Consider the following 20,969-nt stretch of genomic DNA (forward strand, 5'->3'; position numbering starts at 1 on the left):
CTGGCTCTAGCGGGAGGGTGTTTCCTTCAACAGGATGGACAAGTCCAGACTGGCCTCCAGCCCCGGCTGGGCATTGCGCAGATTCAGGCTTCCGCCATGGGCCTGTGCCACCAGTTTGCACAGGTACAGCCCAAGACCCACGCCCCCTGCTGTGCGCCCCCGTGCGGAGTCGGGTCGGTAGAAGGGCTCGGCCAGATGGGGCAAGGCGTCTTCGTCCACACCAGAGCCGTAGTCCCGCACGGTGATGCAGACGCGGTGGCCTTCGGCATCGGGCGCCAGCTGCAGGCGGACCATGGGCGGCTGTGCAGCGTCGGCACTGTGGCGCAGTGCGTTGTCCAGCAGGTTGCGCAGCAGCAGGCGCATGCGGGTGCGGTCCAGCTGTAGCGGGGGCAGGTCGCTGACCAGGTCTAGCGCCACCGGCTGCGCCGATGCGGATGCTGGAGTAGCAACCTCAGCGACCTCCCGGATCAGCTCGGCCAGATCCACCGACTCCAGTTGCAAGGCGGCATGGCCCTGGCCCAGGCGTTCACTTTCCAGCAGGTCGGTGACCAGGTCGCGCATTTCGCCCAGGTCGCGCAGCAGGGCCTCGCGGCGCGGCGCCACATCGCCCACCTCGGGCAACAACTCCGTGTTCAGGCGGGCGCGGGTCAGCGGGCTGCGCAGCTCGTGGCTGATGGCCAGCAGCAGGCCGCGTTTGGCCTCCAACATTTGGTGGATGCGGCCGGCCATGGTGTTGACATCGGTGGCCAACTGGCCCAACTCGTCCCGCCGGCGGATGGGGATGGGTTGTGCAAAGTCGCCACTGCCAAAACGCTGGGCACCGTCGCGTATGTCATCCAGTGGGCGCAGCAGACGGCGTATGTAGCCGTAGGCCAACGCGGTCAGGGCCAGAATGCCGGCCAACGTGTACCAGCCCACGCGGTGCGGCTGGTTTTCCCACGCGGCGACGCTGACACCCAGGTCGATGCGGTGGCCGTCGGCCGTGGTACGTGACAGCAGACGCGGCAGGCCGTCTTGCCAGTCATCATTGCCGACGCGGTGGCGGTGGCGGAACATATCGGACTGCGGGCTGCTGCGCCAGTTCACCACCGGGCCGGATATCTGCACACTGACCGGTAGGCGCTGGGTCAGGGCCTGCGCCCGTTCGATGCTGGGCGGGCTGCCAATGTCGGCCGCCAGGCGGTCCACATAGTCACTGACCAGGGGGCGGGCCGCCACCCGCCAACCCACACTCAGCGCCTTTTGCATGCCAAACGTGAAAGTGGCCGCCAGGGCCATGGCCAGCAGCAGAAACACGGTCACCAGGCGGCCCCGCAGCGAATGCCCCAGGGCGTGCCGTGCCCGGTGGTGCCAGGGGCGGTGGGGCTTCTTCTTAAACATGGGGCGGCCCTGGGTTGCGCGCACGCAGGGCCAGCGCATAACCGGCGTTGCGCAGCGTCTTGATGGCGTCTAGCGGTTCCAGCTTTTTGCGCAGGCGGCTCACCACAATGTCCACCGCGCGGGTGTACAGGTCGGCGTCATGGCCGCGCAGCTGGTTCAGGATGTCATCGCGGTGGAAGACCTTGCCCGGCTCGCGGGCCAGCAGGTGCAGCAGGTCAAATTCGGTGCTGGTCAATTCAAGGGGCTGGCCCAGGCACAACACGCTGCGGGTGGTGGCATCCACCGTCAGGCCTTCGAACTGCAGGCGGCCATCCTGGCTTGTCGGCGCCAGAGGCACGGGGCTGCTGCTTGGAGGTTGGCGGCGGCGCAGCACGGTTTGCAGCCGTGCCACCAGTTCACGTGGCTCAAAGGGTTTGGGCAGGTAGTCGTCGGCACCCAGCTCCAGCCCCACCACGCGGTCCATCACATCACCACGCGCGGTCAGCATGATGAGTGGAATATCACTCTCTTTGCGGATGGTGCGGCACAGGGCAAAACCATCCATCTCGGGCAGCATCACGTCCAGGATGGCGGCGTCAAACCCGCCCTGGCGCAACAGGGCCAGGCCGGCGCTGGGGCGCGTGGCGTGGCTGAGCTGCATCTCAAAACGGGCCACGTAGGCGGCCAGCGGTTCGCCCAGTTGTTCGTCGTCGTCAATCAACAGAATGCGCAGGGTCATGCGCGGATTGTCCCACCGGCGTGGTGGCGCAAGAGTTGGCGGAGGCGTTGCTGGCGCATGGCGGGCAGACGGTCGAAGGTATCGGCCGCTTGGTCCAACGCATGGTCCAGCGCCGGGCGGTTCTGAGCCACAGACTGCGCCAGGTACCGGCCGTGCTCCCGGTCAAACCGGGGCCCCCAGACCAGGGCTAGCAATTCGGCCGCCGGCTCGGTGGTAGATGCCAGCAGCACCGGCCCATGGGCACGCATGCTGCTGAACAGGGGTTGCAGGCTGTGCATCACAGGCCTCTACTGCGCTCAGCCGCGGTGCCACCAGCCGTGGCGGCCCTTTTGCATGGCCTCGCGCACCTTGGTTTGCTGGGCGGGTGTCAGGCTGTCATAAAAGTCGGCCATGGCGGCGATCACCTCGGGGCTCTTGCCGGTGATGGCGGCGGTTTTTTCGGCCACCAGGGTCTGCGCACGGCTGCGGTCGAACTTGTCACCGGCCACCAGAGCTTGCATATCGGCCCGCGGGTTGGTGGTTTTACCGACCAGGGCCGCACGTTGCTCTTGGAGCTTGTCGGCCAGCACGTTTAAGCGCTGCTTCTGCTCGGCATTCAGGTCCAGCTTGCTGCTGACACGTTCGACGATTTTGCCGCGCATCTGGGCCTGGTCCTCAGCGCTCATGGAGCTGCCATGGCCGTGGCGGTTGTGGCCGCAGGCGGACAGGCCACCCAGCACAATGCTGGCGCCCACCAGGCTGTAGAGACTGCGTTTGATCCAGGTTTTCATATTTGGTCCTTTGGGGGAATGTGTTGAACAGGCCTTGATGGTGCCGGTGCCGACCTGTTAAGTCCTCTCGCTGGGGTATCGGTTTGTTTCAGTATTTTTCAGCGGCAGGCCGGTTTGGGGCACACTGCAGCACAAAGGTGCACCCTATGAACTGGTTTGAAGGCTTTACAGCGCAGTCCATTACCGCCAACGGTGTGGACATCTTTTTCCGCTGCGGTGATAACCGGCAGAAGCCCGCCCTGGTGCTGCTGCACGGTTTCCCGCAGACCCATGTGATGTGGCACCGCGTGGCCCAGTTGCTGCGCCAGGACTATTTTTTGGTGCTGCCGGATGTGCGGGGTTACGGCGATTCGTCCCACGCTCCGGGCCTGCCGGACCACAGCAACTACAGCAAACGCGCCATGGCTACCGATGTGGTGGCGATAACCGATGCGCTGGGGCTGGACAGATTCTTCCTGTGTGGCCATGACCGGGGCGGCCGGGTTGCCCACCGTCTTGCGCTGGACCACGGGGCACGTATTCGCAAGCTGTGTGTGATCGACATTGCGCCCACGCTGGACATGTATGCCAGCACCAATATGGAGTTTGCCCGCGCCTACTACCACTGGTTCCACCTCATACAACCCAGCCCCATGCCCGAGAGCATGATTGGCGGCAACGCCACGGCCTATCTGCACCAGAAACTGGGCGGTTGGGGTGCAGGTGGCCTGGGGCATATTGAGCCGCAAGCGCTGGCGGAGTACGAACGCTGTTTCTGCAGACCAGAAGCCATCCACACGGCCTGCGAAGACTACCGTGCCAGTGCTGGCCTAGACCTGGAGCACGACCGCGCGAGCCGTGACCAGGGCGAGAAAATCGCCTGCGATACGTTGGTGTTGTGGGGGGAGCGCGGCGTGGTGCAGCGCATGTTCAAGCCCATGGACCTGTGGCAGGCCCAGTGCGGCGCACAGGTCAGCGGTGCTGCTGTGCCCGCGGGGCATTTCATACCCGAAGAGTTGCCCGGGATGACGGCGGACGCCCTGCGCAACTTCATGCGCTGAGGCGTCCCCGCAAGCGGTTTAGGCGGCGCCCTTGGTACGCAATTCGGCAATCAGTCCTTCGGTGACCTGAATAGCCCGCTCCATGTTGCCGGCCATGGACCCGTCGGTGTAAAAACGACCGCCGATACCAATGGCGGGCACACCTTCCACCTTGTAGGCATTTTGCAACTGGGTCGCCCGTGTCGCCTTGGTCTGGATGGAGAAGGAGTTGTACTGCTCCAGAAACTTGGCTTTGTCCACGCCCTGGCGGCCAACCCACTCTGCAATGGCATCACCGGTGGTCAGGTTGACCCGTTCCGCATGGATGGCGGCGAAAACCTTGGCATGCAGTTTTTCGACCAGGCCCATGGCCTCCAGCGTCAGGGCCAGACGCTGTTGCGGCACAAAGGCATCCTGGAACGCAACGTGGGAGCGGCGGAACGACACGTCCTTGGGCAGGGTCTTGATCCAGGCCGCCAGCGTGGGCTCGAACGCATTGCAGTGCTGGCAGTTGTACCAAAAGAACTCCACCACTTCGATCTTGCCGGCCGGGGCCTCTACCGGCGCCCGACCATCAAGAATATGGTAGTGCTTGCCTGCGGAAAACCGGGCCTGGGCATGTGCCAAGGGAGACAACAGGCCGGTTGTGGCCAATGCAGCACCGGCTGCAACCTGGGAAAACTCACGACGTTTCATCATGTTCATGCAATACCGCTCCAAAAATGTGTCATTGTGATTGCCGGGCTTCAATATAGTTCCCGACACCAGGCCCGTAACGCGCCACGCAGCTTAACGCTGCACCCGCACCAAGGATGTTTCCAGACCCGCCTTTTCCAGCTTTTCCTTGTTGCGCTCGGCATCTTCCTTGGTGTCAAAAGGCCCGGTGCGCACGCGGAATACAACACGACCTGATTGTTCGCGTTCGGTGATCTTGGTCTCAATGCCACTCAGTGACAGTTTGGCGCGGTGGGCCTCGGCATCTTCTGCGGTGCGGAAGGCACCGAGTTGCACAAAGAACAAGAAGGGTTCTGACGCAGTGCTGCCGCCCGCTTTGGCCTTGGCCAGGTCGCCCAAGGGGTCCGCAGACACAGCGGGCTTGATCTCACCTTTGGCATCGGGTTTGGCGGCAGTCTTGGCGTCGGCTTTGCCATCCGCCGGTTTGGATGCGGCTGACGACGCGGCCGCCACAGGTGCTGCGACTTTGGCCGGGTTCTTGCCGTACAGCGGCGCATTCGGGTCCCAGTCCTTGTTTTTCTTGGCCTCGGCCTCGTCCTGGTCGGCCGAGCGGCTCTGGCTCTTGTTCATGAAGGGGACGGGTACCTTGGTCACGTAGACCGCCACGGCCAAAGCGGCGGCCAACCCAACCACCACGCCGATGATGAATCCCAAAACGGTTCCGCCAAGCTGCTGCTTCATGCACTACCTTTTTTCAATCTAATCAGTTGAGGACAGAGCTGAAGATCTGTCCCGCAAGTCATCACATCTTTTGCGGGGCACTCACGCCCAGCACCGCCAAGCCATTGTGCAACACCTGCGCCGTGGCCGCGACCAGGGCCAATCGTGCCAGTTTGACGGATTCTTCGTCCACCAGAATCCGCTCTGCATCGTAGTAGCTGTGGTAACTGGCGGCCAGCTCACGCAGGTAGAAGGTCACGTCATGTGGCGCTTCGTCGTTGGCGGCGGCGGTCAACATTTCGGGGTACTTGGCCAGCAACAGCATCAGGGCCTGGGCTTGTGGGCTATGCAGGGCCGACAGGTCCACATTCTTGAGGCTCGCCACATCACCGCCCCAGGCAGCCAACACCGAGCAGATGCGCGCATGGGCGTATTGCACGTAGTAGACCGGGTTGTCGTTGTTCTTGGCCACTGCCAGATCGACATCGAAGGTGTATTCCGTATCGGGCTTGCGGCTGAGCAGGAAGAACCGCACCGCATCCTTGCTAGTCCACTCGATCAGGTCGCGCAGCGTCACGTAGCTACCCGCACGTTTGCTGATCTTGACTTCTTCCCCACCCTTGACCACGCGCACCATGGTGTGCAGCACATAGTCAGGGTAGCCCAACGGAATGCCCACACCGGCCGCCTGCAGGCCGGCACGCACGCGCGCGATGGTGCCGTGGTGGTCCGTGCCCTGGATGTTGACCACCTTGGTGAAGCCACGCTCCCACTTGGCAATGTGGTAGGCCACATCGGGCACAAAGTAGGTGTAGCTGCCGTCCTGCTTGCGCATGACGCGGTCCTTGTCGTCACCGTAGTCGGTGGATTGGAGCCACAGCGCGCCGTCCTTGTCATAGGTCTTGCCATTGGCGACCAGTTTGGCCACGGTCTGGTCGACACGGCCACTGGTGTAGAGGCTGGATTCCAGGTAGTACTCGTCAAACTTTAAATTGAAGGCCTGCAGGTCCTTGTCCTGCTCGTGGCGCAGATAAGCCACGGCGAAGTTGCGGATGGACTCCAGGTCTTCCACATCACCGCTGGCGGTGAAGCTGCGGTCGTCGGCCTGTACGGTTTTCTTGGCCAAAAAATCGTCGGCAATGTCCTGGATGTAGTCGCCGTTGTAAAACGCCTTGCTCAGCGGATTCTCCGGGTCCACGGGCCAGCAGTCGTCGCCGGGTTTGAAGCCCTTGGCGCGCAACTGTGTGCTGTTAGCCAGGGTCTGGATCTGCACACCGGCGTCGTTGTAATAAAACTCGCGGTGCACCTTCCAGCCCTGGGTGCTGAACAGGTTGCAGATGGCATCACCCAACGCCGCTTGGCGGCCGTGGCCTACGTGCAAGGGGCCGGTGGGATTGGCCGACACAAACTCCACCAGCACACACTGGCCGTTGCTGGCCTGGTAGCCAAACTGGGCGCCCTGGCCCAGCACCTCGCGCACCACCTGCTGTTTGCTTTCGGGCTTGAGGCGGATATTGATAAAGCCGGGGCCTGCGATTTCGATCGCATCCACCCAGCGTTGAAAAGCGCTTTGGCCCAACAACTCAGTCTTCAGGTTTTCGGCCAATTGGCGGGGGTTGAGCTTGAGGGGTTTGGCCAATTGCATGGCGGCCGTAGTGGCCAGGTCCCCATGGGCGGCGACCTTGGGCGACTCAAACGCCGCCTTGGCACCGCTCCCGGGGGAGAGTTTTTCGAGGGAAGCGGCCAGCGCCTCCAGAAGTTCGTTTTTTACAGACAGCATGCGGGGATTTTACGGGGGCCGCTTACAAGGCGGGTTGGGGGGGCCGCGGCATTGTCGTTTTTGGCGTTGTATGTTTGAATCCTCCGTGGATTTCCCCTCCCACATGCAACGGCAGCGCGGGCTGTCACTTACCTCAAAGGACGATCATGAAGAAATTGCTTACCCTGCTGGCCTTGGGTCTCTCGCTGTCGTATGGCGCCGCACATGCTGCCGATGCCGAGGCGGCCTGCGGTGAAAAGGCGGCCGAGAAAAAACTGGCGGGTGCTGCCAAAACCAGTTTTGTAAAAAAGTGTGTGGCAGACGCTGGTGGCGCCATGGCAACAACAGGTGCAAGTCCCGCCTGCGAAAAATCAGCTGCTGACAAGAAACTGGCCGGCGCCGCCAAAACCGCCCACATCAAGAAATGCACTGCCGATGAAAAAGGCGGAGCACAGGCGGCCGCCAGCGCACCCAAAAAATAAGCCCGCGCCAGGCGTGCACCCAAGCCCGACCGTTATGCGGTGCGGGCTTTTTCTTGTGCCAAAGCGCGCACGGTCTGTTCAAAAGCCGCGACCGGTACCGGCCGGGCAAAGAAGTAACCCTGGCCCTGCACACAGCCCAGATCAAGCAGGATCTGGCGCGTGGCATCGTCTTCTATGCCTTCCGCCGTGGTGCTCAGGTTCAGGCTCTTGGCCATCTGGATGATGGCAGTCACGATGGCCCGGTCCTGGGGCCCCATCAACAGGCGTTTGACAAAGGACTGGTCAATCTTGAGTTTGTCCACGGCGAACCGCTGCAGGTAAGACAGGTTGGAGTAACCCGTGCCGAAGTCATCAATCGATATCTTCACGCCCAGCGCCTTGAGGTGTTGCAGGGACGCGATGAAGGTCTCGGTGTCCTGCACCAGCGTGGATTCGGTGATTTCCAGCTCTAGGCAGGCGGGGTTCAAGCCGGACTGCTGTAGGGCCGCGGCCACCACGGTTTCGATATTGCCCCGGCGAAACTGCACGGGTGACAGATTAACCGCCATCACAAAATGTTCGCGCCCAGCCGCCTGCCAGGCCACCATTTGCCGGCAGGCTTCCCGAAGCACCCACTCGCCCAACTCCACAATCAAGCCGGACTTCTCGGCTGCAGGAATAAAGTCGCCGGGCGGCACCAGGGTGTGGGGCGTGTGTTGCCAGCGGACCAGGGCCTCGGCCCCCACCAGTTCGCCAGTCGTCAGGTCCACCACCGGTTGGTAATGCAGTACAAATTCGCTGCGCACCAGTGCTGCGCGTAAATTGGACAGTAGCAACAGGTTGCTCTGGATGTTGGCATTCATGGCAGGGTCAAAGAAGCGGCAGGTATTGCGTCCCGCCTCCTTGGCCTGGTACATGGCGATATCGGCCTCGCGCAGCAGGGATTCGTAGTCCGCGCCATCGTCCGGAAACAAGGCAATGCCAATGGAGCACGCGGCGCTGAGCTCGGTGTCGCCCAGGAAAATGGAGTGCCCCAGACTGGCCTGCACGGTACTGGCCGCCTTGGAGACATCGTCCACGCTGAGGATGTCGGTCAGGCCGATGACAAACTCGTCGCCACCCTGGCGGGCCACGATGTCGGATTTGCGCACCGACGCCGCCAGCCGCGTGGCGACCTGTTTGAGAAACTCGTCGCCCATCGCATGGCCCAAGGAGTCATTCACCGCCTTGAAGTTGTCCAGGTCTACAAACAACAACGCCACCCGCGACTGGCGGCGTGTGGCATTGGTGATGGCCTGCTGAATATGGTCACGGCCCATGGCCCGGTTGGGCAGCCCCGTGAGTGCGTCGTGTTGTGACAGATAGGCCAGCTGTTTTTGGGAGGCGGTTACCTTGACCACCTGCTCGCGCAGATTGAGCAGTGTTTTGTGCATATCGTTGACAACGGTCCATACCGCCAGCCCCCCGACGGCCAGGATCAGGGATACATCCCGCCACAGCTCCACCGGGTCCCGGGGCAAGGTGGGGGATGCCCGCCAGCCCTTGGTTGTCGCCCACGTCTGCACAGCCAGCAGACCTATCATGCTGGCCCACAACAGGTAATAACCACGCTTGCCCACCAGCAGACCGGCCATGATCAGCAGCACGGGAAACGCCAACAGGGCCGCGTCCTTCAGCCCATCGCCCCACCACATCAGCATCCATGACATGGCGGTGATCGATGTCAGCAGCAGCAGCGTCGCCCGTGCCGTGTGGCCCCGGCGGTTCAAGACAAAACAAATGATGGCGACGGTCAAACCACCCAGCAGCGGATAAACCGTCTGCCAGCGCGCCTGGTAGACGAAAAAAGGGAGTGCCACCGCCAACGCGACGGCCACCATGACGGAAATCTGTGCCATGCGCAGGGTGCGCAGGGCATGGGCCGTATCAAGACTGGGATCGGTGGTATTGGGCATGGGCAGCAGTGCACAAGCTTAGCTGCTTGCCCGGGTTACGCCAAGCTGGACACCAAAATGCCGGCAAACAAGGCCGCTCCCACCCAGTGGTTCAGGCGAAAGGCCTTGAAACAACCGTCCCGCGTGCGCTGGCGAATCAGACCGTAGTGCCACACCACCTGCCCCGCTGCGATGGCCACCCCAGCCACCAGGCCCAGGGCAACACTAGGGGTGCCACCACCCAGGACCAGATGCCCAGGTACAAGCCATAAAACAACATGACGGCGGGCACATCCCAGCGGCCCAGCGTGATGGCCGATGTTTTCATGCCGATGCGCAAGTCATCATCCCGGTCCACCATCGCGTATTCGGTGTCGTAGGCCAGCACCCAGAACAGGTTGCCCAGCAGCAGCACCCAGGCCTCTGCAGGAATGCTACCCAGCACGGCGCTGTAAGCCATGGGGATACCAAAGCTGAAGGCCACCCCAGCACCGCCTGGGGCATGGATACAAACCGTTTGGCATAGGGGTAGACCAGCGCCACGGCCAACGCCGCAAACGACCACAACACCGTGGCGGAATTGGTGGTCAACACCAGGCCAAAGGCCAGCAGCGCCAGCACGGCGCCCACCAACAGGGCCTCGCGCACCGACACCGCACCGCGGGTCACGGGCCGCTGCGCCGTGCGTTTGACGTGTTTGTCAAACTCGCGGTCCGCCACATCATTGATGCAGCAGCCGGCGCTGCGCATCAGGATAGTGCCCAGCGTGAAGACGGCAAGCAGGTGCCAACCCGGAAAACCGCCGGCCGCCAGCCACAACGCACTCAGCGTGGGCCACAACAACAGCAACCAACCCGCAGGGCGGTCCCAGCGGATCAGCTGCAAATACAAGCTGATTTTTTCGCCTACCACCATACGCATCACAGGCCCACAGCCCGCAAGTCCAGTTGCCGTTGCGCAGCGGCGGGCACCAGAAGTAGGCACCGGTGACGGGTTTGGACATGGTGAACAGGCCATCCACCACACCATCCTCCAGCCCCGCCATACGCCGCATTTGCACTTCAAACGCATCCAGCGAATGGCCGAAGGCTACAAACAGCAGGCCGGCCTGTATGCCGGCGGCCCAGGGCATGGAACGGCGCAGCACAAAGGCTTCGGGCGCAAAACTTTCCTGTGCCGTGCGTTTGACATGGGCAGACTCCGGCGCATCGTCCAGCTCTTCGTTGTCGCTGCGCCTGCGGCCCATCACATGGTCCTGCGCCTGCGCGCCCATGGCTTCAAAGGCGGCAAAGTCGTGCACCCACTGCTGCACGGCGACGAAACTACTACCAACCAAGCCCGGGCCACCACCTTGCACCAGCGCAGCCTCCAGCGCGGCATCACCTTCGGGGTTTCGGTGCCATCTTCGTAACCGGTCAGGTCACGGCCATGGCCGTTGGGGCCTTGGCCGTGGCGGAACGCATCGACCACCTGGTGCAGATGGAAGGCCGGCGCCAGGGCTTGTGCGACACGCCGGGTCAGGTTCACCAGATCACCCGCATCGTCACCCCGCAACCAGCACCACAGGGCGCAGGGGTTGCCGGCACGGACACGGGCGCGGCACCCAGATCGGGAAAGGCGCGCAAGCCCGGTACGTTGGCACCCAGTGCCGCGACACAGTCCAGCCCCAGACCGAGCACCAGGATTGGCCATCTACCAGCGGAGACAGACGGATCAGGGCTGCGCCGACCGTCTGTGGCGCATCGGCCAACACAAAAACAAATATCGCCCAACACGGGGCGCCGGAGCCAGGATTCCGGACTGGGCAGCATGTGCCATAACCACTACTTTCTATGGGTAGATCACGACAGCCGTTTGACGCCTGGCAACTCGCAGGCATAAATGGCGTTGCGCAGGGCGGCAATCGCCTGTAACGGGTGAAACTGCGGCGCCACACCAGCACCACGCGCCGCGAAGGGGCTCGCCCCCAGCCCATCGTCTATGGGCAGGTATTTGACCAGCGAATCTGCATGCCGGCGCGTCTTGGCTACCAGGGCGCCCGAGGGCACGCTGAGCCGTGGCACCAGGGTGATGCCCATGCCAGCGGCCACCATGTGTTTGATGGTCTCCAGCGACGAGCCTTCAAAACTCTTGCGTATGCCCTCGGTGTCACTGGAGAAGCGCGCAAATTCGGGGCAGACCTCCAGCACATGGTCCCTGAAACAGTGACCATTGCCCAGCAGCAGCATGGTCTCTTTCTTGAGCTCATCCGTGGTGACACTGGTTTGCGCCGCCAATGTGTGCTGCATGGGAATGGCGGCCAGAAAAGGCTCGTCGTACAGGGCGCAGAAGCCAACCCGGCATCGGGGAAGGGCTCGGCCAGGATGGCGCAGTCGATCTCGCCGGTGCGCAGCATCTCCATCAGCTTGACGGTGAAGTTCTCCTGCAGCATCAGGGCATCTGCGCCGTGTGTTTGATGACCTGGCGCACCAGGTCGGGCAGCAGGTAGGGGCGATGGTGTAGATCACACCCAGTTTGAGGGGTCCGGCCAGCGGGTCCTTCCCACGTTTGGCAATGTCCTTGATGTTAGCGGCCTGCTCCAGCACACTTTGCGCCTGGCGCACGATTTCCTCACCCAGGGGTGACTGTGACCTCGTTGGCGCTGCGCTCGAAGAGTTTGACTTCCAGCTCTTCTTCCAGCTTGACGGCCACCGACAGCGTGGGTTGCGACACGTAGCAGGCCTCCGCGGCCTTGCCAAAGTGGCGCTCTCGGGCCACAGCCACAATGTATTTCAGCTCGGTCAGGGTCATAAGGGTTGGATTTTCAGCGGCTTATCGCTGTTGTTGACCCGATTCTGCGCCAAAGCTGTGGATCAGCAGGTCGAGCCGCTCTTTCCAGGCCCTGCGCGCCTCGGGTTTGCTGCCGTTCAGGATGCGAAAGGCCACCAGGCGGGGGTCGTCTTCGGTCCAGTAGTCGTCGCGCACGGCCACCTCCAGCCCGTGCCAAACCCATTGACCGAGGCGCCTTTCAGGCTGCCGTGGAAGGTGCGCTTCGGCATGCAGAATGACCTTGCCGCTGGGATGCAAATCAATCAACCAGACAATTTGTCCACGCGTATCAAACTCCATTTCGGTGGACGTGCCTTTGAATCCGGCAACGGCCCGCCACTTTTCCAGCTGCGCGGCGGCCCTGGCCTCACGGTCGGCTTCACTCAAGGGTACGGTGGGATCTTCTTCAGGCTCAACAGTCAGCCCAGCCGCCGCCGCGGCCGCTTCCTGCTCCAGCTTGCGCTGCTCTGCGACCTTGTCCCGCAGCTGCTGCTCCACCTTGGCGATCCAGGCCCGCAGCCCATTGGCGAACTGCTGGAACTGGGTGGCAATGGGGTCGGGCACCGGTCGATGCGCAGTTCCGAACGGTGGCCACCGAGCTTGCCCATGGCTTTGTGCAAGGGTTCGTCGGTCGCGGCAAACACGATGCGGCTCAGGCCAGTGGGCTTGGCGGGGCCACCCTGGGGTCTTTGACCGAAATGCGCGATACCTCGATCTGCAGGCCTATGGCCACCAGCGTCACGGCCAGCGCACCGGCCTGCACCTCTTCCTCACCACCGGCCAGGGGCTGGCGTGCATAACGGCCGTTCCGGGTCGTGACCTTGATTTCTTTGCTACCGTGGCGCGACTCCACCGTCAGCCCCTGGGCCACAAACCGAAGTCCCCAGGCACGCTGATGACACTGGTGCGTAATAGGTAGGCCTGGTATTCGATAAATAGGTAGACACAGCCCCCAACACGGTAGCGCCGCCCAGGGTCCACCACAGCAGGGGAGAAATCCGGTCATGTCCATCGTGTTCAGGCCTTTAAAAATTCTGCTTTTCCGCCCAACCACCGGGCCACGTGGCGCGCGGCCAGCTGGGGTGGTGGTCCAACAACATGGGGGCCTCGCGCCGGGCCCATTCAACAATGCAGTATCGCGGTTCAGGTCGGCAAACCGCAACATGGCTTCCCTGATTGTCGCGCGCCCAGGAATTCGCCGGGGCCGCGTATGTCCAGGTCACGCCGGGCGATCTCGAAACCATCGTTGGTCTCGGCCATGGCCTTGAGTCGCGCGCGGGCCGTCTGGCCCAGCCGGGGGCATCGCCTGTGGAGTACAGCAGTACACAGGCGGATGCCGCAGCCCCCGCCCCACCCGGCCGCGCAACTGGTGCAACTGGGATAGGCCAAAACGCTCGGCATGTTCGATCACCATCAGCGAGGCATTGGGCACGTCCACCCCCACTTCGATGACGGTGGTGCTGACCAGCACCGCCATATGCCCTCTTTAAACGCCGCCATGACGGCCTTCTTGTCGTCCGTATGCATGCGCGAGTGCAGAAGGCCGATTTGTGGCCCCACGCTCCGCCGCTGCGCGGTCGCTGCCCCCGAGGGGCTAACCCGCCTTGGGCGGCCCTGCGGCGTGTTGCACGCCCTGCAAGGCCTCGACCAGATCGGCATGGGTTTGTGTGGCGTTTGTCAAATCCAGCGCCTCGCTTTCCTCGATCAGCGGGCAGACCCAGTAGACCTGGCGCCCCTGGGCGATCTGGCCCCGTATGTTCTATCACCTCATCACGTCGGGCATCGTTGACCAGCCGGGTGATGATGGGCGTGCGCCCTGGCGGCAGTTCGTCAATCGTGGACACATCCAGGTCCGCGTAATAACTCATGGCCAGCGTGCGCGGGATCGGCGTGGCCGTCATCATCAGCATATGCGGCTCCATACCGTCATGGTTGAGCTTGTTGCGCAAGGCCAGACGCTGGGCCACACCAAAGCGGTGCTGCTCGTCGATGACGGCCAGGGCCAGGCTCTTGAATTGCACCTTCTCCTGGATCACGGCGTGGGTGCCGACCACCAGGGCCGCCTCACCGCTTTCAATCATGGCCAGGGCCTCGCGGCGTTCCTGGCCTTCTGGGTACCGGTCAGCCAGGCAGTAGTGACACCAGCGGCTCCAGCCAGCTCAGCAGCTTGCGAAAGTGCTGCTCGGCCAGGATTTCGGTCGGTGCCATCAGTGCGCACTGCCAGCCTGCGTCTATACAAATGCAGGCCGCCAGCGCGGCGACCACAGTCTTGCCGGAGCCCACATCACCCTGCAGCAGCCGGTGCATGGGCACTGCGCGCGCCAGGTCGTTCGCAATTTCGGCACAGACCCGTTGCTGTGCGGCGGTGAGCTGGAAGGGCAATGTAGCCACCAGTTCAGAGTACAGCGGCATCAGCACCGGCTGCTCGGGTTCGCCAGGGGGCTGAAGACCTCGGGCGCCACCATGGCCAGCTCCGGTGCACGCAGGCGGGCCCGTTCGCGGCGCGACTGCAGCTGCGAGATCTGCTGCGCCAGCAGTTCCTCTGCCTTGAGCCGCTGCCAGGCCGGATGGCTGTGGTCCTGCAAGGTGTCCAGCGACACATCGGGCGTGGGGTGGTGCAAAATGATAGCGCCTCACGCAGTGTCCACAGGGGCTGGGGGTTGATTTGGCTTAAATCACCTGGGGAAAGGTATCCGACAGCTCGGCCCGCGCCAGTCCCGCCAGCACCTCCTGCGCAACACCGGCTGCGACAACCCGGCCACCGTGGGGTAGACGGGTGTCAGCGCCGTTGCCAACGCCCCGCCGGCACTGCGAAAGGCCGGGTGCAGCATGGTGAAGCCCAAAATCCGCCCTTGATCTCGCCCCGCGCACGGATGTGGTTGCCCACCGCCAATGCTTTTGCTGCGAGGGGTAGAAGCTGAAAAACCGCAGCGTGCAGGTGTCGGTGCCATCGTCCAGCGTCACCACCAGCTGGCGGCGGGGCGGAAGCTGACCTCGCAGTCCGTCACCCGGCCTTCGATCTGGATGGAGTCGCCCTCGCGTGCATCGCGCAACTTGGTGATGCGGGTTTCGTCCTCGTACCGCAGTGGCAGGTGAAGGGCTAGGTCGATGTCGCGCTTCAGGCCCAGCTTCTCCAAGGCCTTCTGGGTGGCGGTTTTAGGGGTGGCCGCGCTGGCTTTGCTACCGGGTTTGGGTGGGGCTAAAGTGGCGGTGCTGTGCGGCATGGGACAATTCTGCCCGTTCTTTCAACCTTGGCACGGGTTTGTTCAACCCTCAAGCACCTATGACCTCTTCTGCACCCGACCACAGCGCTGTGGTCAACACCGTCACCACCACCCATACGCTGAGCGACTTTGACTTCGTACTGCCCGAAGCCCTGATCGCCCAACACCCTGCGGCCACCCGCACGGGCTCGCGCCTGCTGGACGGCACCACCAGCCCCCGATAGACCGCATCTTCAAGGACCTGCCGGGCCTGCTGCGCGCCGGCGACCTGCTGGTCTTCAACGACACCAAGGTTGTCAAGGCGCGGCTGTTCGGGAAAAGGCCACCGGCGGCAAAGTAGAGCTGCTGGTGGAACGTGTGCTGGGCGGCAACCAGGTAGCGGCCCATATGCGGGTCAGCAAAAGCCGGAAGTGGGCGCCACACTGAAACTGGTCTGCGCGCCGGGCCACGAAGACGGCATCAGCGCCACCATGCTGGGCCGCTGGCCCGATGCCGATGGCCCGCTGTTCCGCTTTGTGTTGTCCAACGACGCGGGTGATGACCCTACACGCTGATGGAGCGCCACGGCCACGTGCCGCTTCCACCCTACATCACCCATACAGATTCGGCCGAGGACGAACAGCGTTACCAGACCGTATTCGCCAAAAACCCCGGCGCCGTGGCCGCCCCCACCGCCGCCCTGCACTTTGACCAGGCTTTGCTGGACCAGTTGATCGCGATGGGTGTGCACCAGGCCCACGTGACATTACACGTGGGCGCCGGTACCTTCCAGCCCGTCAAGACCGAAAACCTGTCCGAACACCAGATGCACAGCGAGTGGTACGACGTGCCCGCCGCCACACAACAGGCCGTGGCCGACTGCCGCAACCGCGGTGGCCGCATCATCGCGGTGGGCACAACCACCGTGCGCACACTGGAATCCTGGGCACACAGCGGCGTGGCACGCGGCGACACGCGCATCTTCATCACACCGGGGTTTGAATTCAAGCTGATCGACCTGTTGGTGACGAACTTTCATCTGCCCAAGTCCTCATTGATGATGCTGGTCAGCGCCTTTGCGGGGTACGACCACATCATGGCGCTGTACCAGGCGGCCATTGCGCGTGAATACCGCTTCTTCAGTTATGGCGATGCGATGCTGTTGATGCGCCAGACCACCACCTTCACACCTTCCTCCACCTCGTAACAGATACGCCATGCTGCAATTCAACCTCCTCCAAACCGACCCAGCCATCCCGGATGGCACCTACGCTGGCTCCCACGCCCGCCGCGGCACCCTCACACTGAACCACGGCGTGGTGCAAACCCCCATCTTCATGCCGGTGGGCACCTATGGCACGGTCAAGGGTGTGATGCCACGCAGTCTGGAAGAAATGGGCGCGCAAATCATCCTGGGCAACACCTTCCACCTGTGGATGCGCCCCGGCCTGGACGTGATGGCCAGCTTTGGCGGCCTGCATGCGTTTGAGAAATGGAGCAAGCCTATCCTGACCGACTCGGGTGGTTTCCAGGTCTGGAGCCTGGGCGAGATGCGCAAGATCAGCGAGGAAGGCGTCAAATTCGCCAGTCCTGTCAACGGCGACAAGCTGTTTTGACACCCGAGATCAGCATGCAGATCCAGACCGTGCTCAACAGCGACATCGTCATGCAGTTCGACGAATGCACGCCCTACGACACCAAGGGCCACATCACCACCGAGCGCGAAGCTCGCACATCGATGGAGCTGAGCCTGCGATGGGCCAAACGCTGCCAGGCCGAATTCACCAAACTGGAGAACCCCAACGCGCTGTTCGGCATCGTGCAAGGCGGCATGTTCGAGAACCTGCGCCAGGAGTCGCTGGACCAACTGGTGGAGATGGATTTCCCGGTTATGCCGTCGGCGGCGTCAGCGTCGGCGAGCCCAAGGACGAAATGCTGCGCATCATGGCGCACACACCGCATAAGCTGCCGGCCAACAAGCCGCGTTACCTGATGGGCGTGGGCACGCCCGAGGACCTGGTGCAGGGCGTGGCCGAGGGTGTGGACATGTTCGACTGCGTGATGCCCACCCGCAACGCACGCAACGGCACCATCTTCACCCGGTATGGCGACCTGAAACTACGCAATGCCCGCCACAAGATGGACCCGCAGCCGCTGGACCCCAGTTGCACCTGCCATGCCTGCGCGGGTACGTCGGGTGTGTCATGGGACCAGGGTGGCCGTGAAGGCTTCAGCCGTGCCTACCTGCACCACCTGGACCGCTGTGGCGAGATGCTGGGCCCCATGCTGGCCACCATCCACAACCTGCACTACTACCTGAACCTGATGCGCGAGGTGCGCGAGGCGCTGGACGTGGGTGCGTTTGGTGCCTTTCGGGCACGGTTCAAGACGGAGCGCACGCGGCATTTGAAGCGCTGCGCTTTCGGGGCCTTCGGAGCGCCGGGGTCTTGAGGGCAGCGTGGCCGACAGTGGACAAGAATAGGCCTTGCCACCGCGGCGAAATTTTGCCTACACTGGCATGCAGGCTTGGCAAGCCCTTCTCGTATAACCCCAATCGGAGACATCCATGTGGCCTACCCGCAAGGGAATCATCGCACTGGCGCTGGGTGTCGCCACGCTGTCCGCATCTGCGGGTGAGGCCCTGACCGCATACACCGAAGAGTGGCGGCCTTTCAATTTCATGAACGAGAGTAATGAAATTGACGGCTTCACCACCGCCATCGTGCGCAAAATCGCTGCAGACCTGGATACCAAAACGGACATTCAACTGGTCCCCTGGTCCCGCGCACTCGAATTTACACAGCGCAACAAGAACAGCCTGATTTATTCCATCTACCGTGTGCCAGAGCGTGAAAGCCTGTTCAAGTGGGTGGGCCCCATCTACCAGGTCGATACGATGTTGTGGGGCATCCAGGACAGGGATTTGTCCATCAAGAACATTGAAGACGCCAAAATACAGGATCACCGTCCAGGCCAACAGTGCGTACGCTATTGCGCTGGAGAATCTGGGGTTCAACAAGGACAAGCTGATCCTGGATTACGCCCAGACAGACATCAAAATGGTCCTGCGGCAGCAGGCTGATTTGGTGCCGCTCAGCATCTTCAGCATCGGCAAACTGAATGCCCAAGCATTGGAGTACTCGCAAACCCCGCGCGGAAAATCGGGCCGTCCGTGCAATGGAAAGCCTACGCCCCGCTTTCCACGGCGCACCTCTATTTGGCTTTCAACAAGGAAACGCCCGATGACGTCATTGCGGCATGGCAAGATGAGCTCAACAAGCTAAAAAGACGGCCCTCTTTCGATCGTTTGAAAAACCCATATCGCCCCACTGTTGAACGAGGCCAGGGGCATCCGATAACGCGTTTGCGCCAGGCGACATCGTTTAAGTCGCTGGTGCAATAAACACCGTCAACACGCCGGTGTAACCATACAGGTGGTGGTGGGCGATCTCTCCGGCCGCGAAAAACCCCACCAGCGGTACATCACCCAAGGCGCGGCGCACCAGCTGCAGCTCGGCACTAGGGCCGCCAAAGTGGGCGCCCCACGGCCTGTGCAACTAACATACACGGCACCCGCCACCCGCCGGGCCGGGTGCGGTGCCAGCTCAGGGCCGAGGCCTGCACCGCGTGTGCGGTTTCCAGGGCCTGCTCCTGGGGCTCTAGTTCTTCGCGGATTTCGGCGCAGATGCGGGTCAGGTCGGCACGTGCAGCCTGCACATTGCGCCGGCAAAACACCATTTGCGCGCCGGCCTCCACCCGGTCGGCCAGGGCCACACCCTGCGACCCGGGTCCAGGCCAATCATGTGGCGCACCAGCACGTCTTCGCCAAAGTTACCGGTCTGGCGCACCGCAGACGGCGCCGCAGTCTTGGCCACACCCGCAGCCTGTGCGCCGTCTGGCGCGGGGACCAGACCGATCAGCGTGGCACGCACCACATCCAGCGCCTCCTGCGGCTGGTCCAGCGAAATGTGCAGGTCGCCCATCATCACGTCCAACGCGGGCTCGCCGTCCAGGGTCAGCACCAGATTGTGGTCCGCCTCGGTCACCCGCCGCGCCTTGGACACCGGCATACAACCCTGCGTAACACGTGACACCAGGGCCACCTCGGGCCCAAAGGCCACGCCGCTCAAGCCCCCGCTGAATACCCCACTGGCGGCGCCATGCCCGCCAATATTGCCGTTGCCTCCCACGGCAAACTGCACCGTTTTCCAGCGGCTGCTGAGAGGCCACCAAACACGTAGTTGGAGTCGGTGCGGGCGGCCATTTCGGCAATTAGCTCACCCACATCGGTGGTTTCCGGGTCGGCATGGACCAGGGCGGTGTGGGCCTCAAACCCAGACCCAGGGCGCCACGCCGGAGAACACGCGGTACTGGTCGCTGGGTAGCTCCAGCAGCATGACGGCCATGGCCGGCTCGTCCCAGTACTCCACATTGTTGGACACAATGCCCATGCCCACCGTGCCCGACCAGTCGGTCACCAGCGGCAGCTCGCCCGCCAGGTGGTCGAGTATGTCCTGGGCCACCCCGGCGTAATGGTCGGTGATGTACAGCAGGGCCAGCGTAGGGGCATTGGCATACCCGTGCAGCGCCATTTGTGCCCGCAACTGGGCCAGCACCAGCGCAGCCGCCATGGGCCACTGCGGGTGCGTGGCGTGTGCATAAGGAAAAGTTTCATATCCGGTCCCCTTGCGGACGGACCCGGCCAGGCCGGGCACTATTGAGCAGGCGCTATTTCCAGGCGTCAATTACCGCCGCGGGACGCCGTTTTGCGCGCCGCTGGCTTGGCCGTGGCACGTTTGACCGCGCCACTGGCGGCCTTCTTGCCCGCCGCCTTGGCAGACTTGATGGCCTCTTTGGCCATACCGGTGGCCATGTTTTTGGTGACATCGACCGCAGTTTTGGTAGTGGCTTCCTTGAAGGCGCCGGCCGCAATCTGCTGGAACTGCTGGGTCAACGAACCCCACAGGTGCAGCGGGTCCACCAGAGCGCCCACTCCCGCCGCCGCTTTGCCGGCCTTGGACGCTGCGCTACTGTTGCCGGTGGCCACGTCGGAGATGGTCTTGGCGGTAGACGCCGCACGGTCGCTGACGCGTTGTACCCCGGTCTGCACCGATTCGGCCGCCTTGAGTTTGAGCGCATTGGCCACGTCGCCGATGTTGAAGTTCATGCCCTTCAGGGTGGCCAGGGTCATCTTCTGCACCTCCAGCGCCTGGATGGTGGCGCCCAAGGCGCGGGAGTTTTGCTCCAGCCAGAAGTGCACGGCCTTGAGCTCTTCTATGCGTTTCTCCAGCTCTTCCACGTTGAGCGTGGGAGCCACCCAGTTACCCAGGTTGGGCATTTGTGGAATGTTGTTGGTCGCCCCTTTGGCCAGGTTCTGTAAAAATCAAAACCCGGCACAAATTTGCCAAAACCGGTGCTGTCTGCGTCACTCATATGCACTCCTGGGAGGTTGTCAACTTTGAACTGGGCACAGCTTACTCCAATGCGCCGCGTCGGCATAGACCATGCCGCCCGGCCGGCAA

General features: G+C 62.8%; 18 protein-coding genes and 6 pseudogenes. 5 read left to right on the plus strand and 19 right to left on the minus strand.

Annotation, left to right across the window (positions count from 1 at the left end; all coding sequences use genetic code 11):
* Window positions 1–6: 6 nt before the first annotated feature.
* From HZ993_RS11550 to HZ993_RS11565, 4 genes are read right to left on the minus strand one after another with little or no spacing between them, the layout of a single operon-like run.
* Window positions 7–1,380, minus strand: a complete 1,374-nt coding sequence (locus HZ993_RS11550; RefSeq protein WP_209398067.1) for a cell wall metabolism sensor histidine kinase WalK — start codon at window positions 1,378–1,380, stop codon at window positions 7–9.
* Complete coding sequence (locus tag HZ993_RS11555; RefSeq protein WP_209398068.1) at window positions 1,373–2,098, minus strand: response regulator transcription factor; 726 nt, start codon at window positions 2,096–2,098, stop codon at window positions 1,373–1,375. The genes HZ993_RS11550 and HZ993_RS11555 overlap by 8 nt, the downstream gene beginning before the upstream one ends.
* A complete protein-coding gene (locus tag HZ993_RS11560) occupies window positions 2,095–2,376 on the minus strand; it encodes a hypothetical protein (RefSeq protein ID WP_209398069.1) in 282 nt (93 codons plus the stop codon). Before HZ993_RS11560 ends, HZ993_RS11555 begins: the two co-directional genes overlap by 4 nt.
* 18 nt (window positions 2,377–2,394) lie before the next feature.
* Window positions 2,395–2,868 (minus strand): Spy/CpxP family protein refolding chaperone, encoded by a 474-nt coding sequence (locus HZ993_RS11565; RefSeq protein ID WP_209398070.1) that lies wholly within the window; start codon window positions 2,866–2,868, stop codon window positions 2,395–2,397.
* Window positions 2,869–3,014: 146 nt separating this feature from the next.
* Between HZ993_RS11565 and HZ993_RS11570 the strand changes: the two genes are divergently transcribed.
* Window positions 3,015–3,908, plus strand: a complete 894-nt coding sequence (locus HZ993_RS11570) for an alpha/beta fold hydrolase (protein WP_209398071.1) — start codon at window positions 3,015–3,017, stop codon at window positions 3,906–3,908.
* 18 nt (window positions 3,909–3,926) lie between these two features.
* On the opposite strand, the gene HZ993_RS11575 is transcribed toward HZ993_RS11570, so the two are convergent.
* The 3 genes from HZ993_RS11575 to argS all read right to left on the minus strand — a co-directional run bounded on the left by HZ993_RS11575 (window position 3,927) and on the right by argS (window position 7,062).
* Window positions 3,927–4,583 carry a thiol:disulfide interchange protein DsbA/DsbL gene (locus HZ993_RS11575; RefSeq protein WP_209398426.1) on the minus strand — a complete coding sequence of 219 codons (657 nt, stop codon included), beginning with the start codon at window positions 4,581–4,583 and terminating at the stop codon, window positions 3,927–3,929.
* A 93-nt stretch (window positions 4,584–4,676) separates the two neighbouring features.
* On the minus strand, window positions 4,677–5,303 hold the full coding sequence (locus HZ993_RS11580; RefSeq protein ID WP_209398072.1) for an SPOR domain-containing protein: 627 nt from the start codon (window positions 5,301–5,303) through the stop codon (window positions 4,677–4,679).
* Window positions 5,304–5,364: 61 nt separating this feature from the next.
* Window positions 5,365–7,062 carry an arginine--tRNA ligase gene (gene argS / locus HZ993_RS11585; protein WP_209398073.1) on the minus strand — a complete coding sequence of 566 codons (1,698 nt, stop codon included), beginning with the start codon at window positions 7,060–7,062 and terminating at the stop codon, window positions 5,365–5,367.
* A gap of 146 nt (window positions 7,063–7,208) precedes the next feature.
* Here argS and HZ993_RS11590 point away from each other — a divergent pair, with 146 nt between their 5' ends.
* A complete protein-coding gene (locus HZ993_RS11590) occupies window positions 7,209–7,523 on the plus strand; it encodes a hypothetical protein (protein ID WP_209398074.1) in 315 nt (104 codons plus the stop codon).
* 32 nt (window positions 7,524–7,555) lie between these two features.
* Here the strand turns inward: HZ993_RS11590 and HZ993_RS11595 are convergent, their stop codons facing one another.
* The 10 genes and pseudogenes from HZ993_RS11595 to HZ993_RS24975 all read right to left on the minus strand — a co-directional run bounded on the left by HZ993_RS11595 (window position 7,556) and on the right by HZ993_RS24975 (window position 15,468).
* The gene (locus tag HZ993_RS11595) at window positions 7,556–9,457 is read right to left on the minus strand and encodes a bifunctional diguanylate cyclase/phosphodiesterase (protein WP_209398075.1); all 1,902 of its coding nucleotides are present in this window, start codon (window positions 9,455–9,457) and stop codon (window positions 7,556–7,558) included.
* 136 nt (window positions 9,458–9,593) lie between these two features.
* Window positions 9,594–10,357: pseudogene (locus HZ993_RS11600) on the minus strand (UbiA family prenyltransferase).
* Window positions 10,357–11,254, minus strand: a pseudogene (locus HZ993_RS24965) (Dyp-type peroxidase). The pseudogenes HZ993_RS11600 and HZ993_RS24965 overlap by 1 nt, the downstream one beginning before the upstream one ends.
* 23 nt (window positions 11,255–11,277) lie before the next feature.
* Entirely contained in the window at window positions 11,278–12,039 is a 762-nt protein-coding gene (locus tag HZ993_RS11610; RefSeq protein ID WP_371816979.1) for a LysR substrate-binding domain-containing protein, read from the minus strand.
* Window positions 12,040–12,046: 7 nt separating this feature from the next.
* Window positions 12,047–12,226: a LysR family transcriptional regulator gene (locus HZ993_RS24425; RefSeq protein WP_245213914.1), complete on the minus strand. Its 180-nt coding sequence runs from the start codon at window positions 12,224–12,226 to the stop codon at window positions 12,047–12,049.
* Window positions 12,227–12,247: 21 nt separating this feature from the next.
* Window positions 12,248–12,808: a hypothetical protein gene (locus HZ993_RS11615; RefSeq protein ID WP_209398077.1), complete on the minus strand. Its 561-nt coding sequence runs from the start codon at window positions 12,806–12,808 to the stop codon at window positions 12,248–12,250.
* A gap of 88 nt (window positions 12,809–12,896) precedes the next feature.
* The gene (locus HZ993_RS11620) at window positions 12,897–13,115 is read right to left on the minus strand and encodes a hypothetical protein (RefSeq protein WP_209398079.1); all 219 of its coding nucleotides are present in this window, start codon (window positions 13,113–13,115) and stop codon (window positions 12,897–12,899) included.
* A gap of 272 nt (window positions 13,116–13,387) precedes the next feature.
* The gene (locus HZ993_RS24970) at window positions 13,388–13,504 is read right to left on the minus strand and encodes a hypothetical protein (protein WP_371816996.1); all 117 of its coding nucleotides are present in this window, start codon (window positions 13,502–13,504) and stop codon (window positions 13,388–13,390) included.
* Window positions 13,451–14,891: pseudogene (locus HZ993_RS11625) on the minus strand (ATP-dependent DNA helicase RecG); the annotation flags it as partial. The gene HZ993_RS24970 and the pseudogene HZ993_RS11625, both read right to left, overlap by 54 nt.
* A 313-nt stretch (window positions 14,892–15,204) precedes the next feature.
* Entirely contained in the window at window positions 15,205–15,468 is a 264-nt protein-coding gene (locus tag HZ993_RS24975; protein WP_371816980.1) for a hypothetical protein, read from the minus strand.
* 59 nt (window positions 15,469–15,527) lie between these two features.
* Between HZ993_RS24975 and queA the strand changes: the two are divergent.
* From queA to HZ993_RS11640, 3 genes and pseudogenes are all read left to right on the plus strand, one after another.
* Window positions 15,528–16,654, plus strand: a pseudogene (queA, locus tag HZ993_RS11630) (tRNA preQ1(34) S-adenosylmethionine ribosyltransferase-isomerase QueA).
* A 130-nt stretch (window positions 16,655–16,784) separates the two neighbouring features.
* Window positions 16,785–17,898: pseudogene (gene tgt / locus HZ993_RS11635) on the plus strand (tRNA guanosine(34) transglycosylase Tgt).
* Window positions 17,899–18,013: 115 nt separating this feature from the next.
* Entirely contained in the window at window positions 18,014–18,529 is a 516-nt protein-coding gene (locus HZ993_RS11640; protein WP_209398081.1) for an ABC transporter substrate-binding protein, read from the plus strand.
* A gap of 301 nt (window positions 18,530–18,830) precedes the next feature.
* Here HZ993_RS11640 and HZ993_RS11645 read toward each other — a convergent pair.
* Together HZ993_RS11645 and HZ993_RS11650 are read right to left on the minus strand one after the other, a co-directional pair.
* Window positions 18,831–20,078: pseudogene (locus HZ993_RS11645) on the minus strand (FIST N-terminal domain-containing protein).
* Between the two features lie 110 nt (window positions 20,079–20,188).
* Complete coding sequence (locus HZ993_RS11650; protein ID WP_371816981.1) at window positions 20,189–20,785, minus strand: PhaM family polyhydroxyalkanoate granule multifunctional regulatory protein; 597 nt, start codon at window positions 20,783–20,785, stop codon at window positions 20,189–20,191.
* Window positions 20,786–20,969 lie beyond the last annotated feature (184 nt).

This window comes from Rhodoferax sp. AJA081-3 (assembly GCF_017798165.1).
In the GTDB taxonomy this organism is placed as follows: domain Bacteria; phylum Pseudomonadota; class Gammaproteobacteria; order Burkholderiales; family Burkholderiaceae_C; genus Allorhodoferax.

Excerpts from the sequence above, each read along its gene's own strand:
- HZ993_RS11580 (WP_209398072.1), bottom strand. The coding sequence starts at position 5,303 with ATGAAGCAGCAGCTTGGCGGAACCGTTTTGGGATTCATCATCGGCGTG.
- HZ993_RS11555 (WP_209398068.1), bottom strand. The coding sequence starts at position 2,098 with ATGACCCTGCGCATTCTGTTGATTGACGACGACGAACAACTGGGCGAA.
- HZ993_RS11560 (WP_209398069.1), bottom strand. The coding sequence starts at position 2,376 with ATGCACAGCCTGCAACCCCTGTTCAGCAGCATGCGTGCCCATGGGCCG.
- HZ993_RS11640 (WP_209398081.1), top strand. The coding sequence starts at position 18,014 with ATGTGGCCTACCCGCAAGGGAATCATCGCACTGGCGCTGGGTGTCGCC.
- HZ993_RS11550 (WP_209398067.1), bottom strand. The coding sequence starts at position 1,380 with ATGTTTAAGAAGAAGCCCCACCGCCCCTGGCACCACCGGGCACGGCAC.
- HZ993_RS11570 (WP_209398071.1), top strand. The coding sequence starts at position 3,015 with ATGAACTGGTTTGAAGGCTTTACAGCGCAGTCCATTACCGCCAACGGT.
- HZ993_RS11575 (WP_209398426.1), bottom strand. The coding sequence starts at position 4,583 with ATGAAACGTCGTGAGTTTTCCCAGGTTGCAGCCGGTGCTGCATTGGCC.
- HZ993_RS11590 (WP_209398074.1), top strand. The coding sequence starts at position 7,209 with ATGAAGAAATTGCTTACCCTGCTGGCCTTGGGTCTCTCGCTGTCGTAT.
- HZ993_RS24425 (WP_245213914.1), bottom strand. The coding sequence starts at position 12,226 with ATGACCCTGACCGAGCTGAAATACATTGTGGCTGTGGCCCGAGAGCGC.
- HZ993_RS24970 (WP_371816996.1), bottom strand. The coding sequence starts at position 13,504 with ATGGCCGAGACCAACGATGGTTTCGAGATCGCCCGGCGTGACCTGGAC.
- HZ993_RS24975 (WP_371816980.1), bottom strand. The coding sequence starts at position 15,468 with ATGCCGCACAGCACCGCCACTTTAGCCCCACCCAAACCCGGTAGCAAA.
- HZ993_RS11595 (WP_209398075.1), bottom strand. The coding sequence starts at position 9,457 with ATGCCCAATACCACCGATCCCAGTCTTGATACGGCCCATGCCCTGCGC.
- argS (WP_209398073.1), bottom strand. The coding sequence starts at position 7,062 with ATGCTGTCTGTAAAAAACGAACTTCTGGAGGCGCTGGCCGCTTCCCTC.
- HZ993_RS11565 (WP_209398070.1), bottom strand. The coding sequence starts at position 2,868 with ATGAAAACCTGGATCAAACGCAGTCTCTACAGCCTGGTGGGCGCCAGC.
- HZ993_RS11650 (WP_371816981.1), bottom strand. The coding sequence starts at position 20,785 with ATGCCCAACCTGGGTAACTGGGTGGCTCCCACGCTCAACGTGGAAGAG.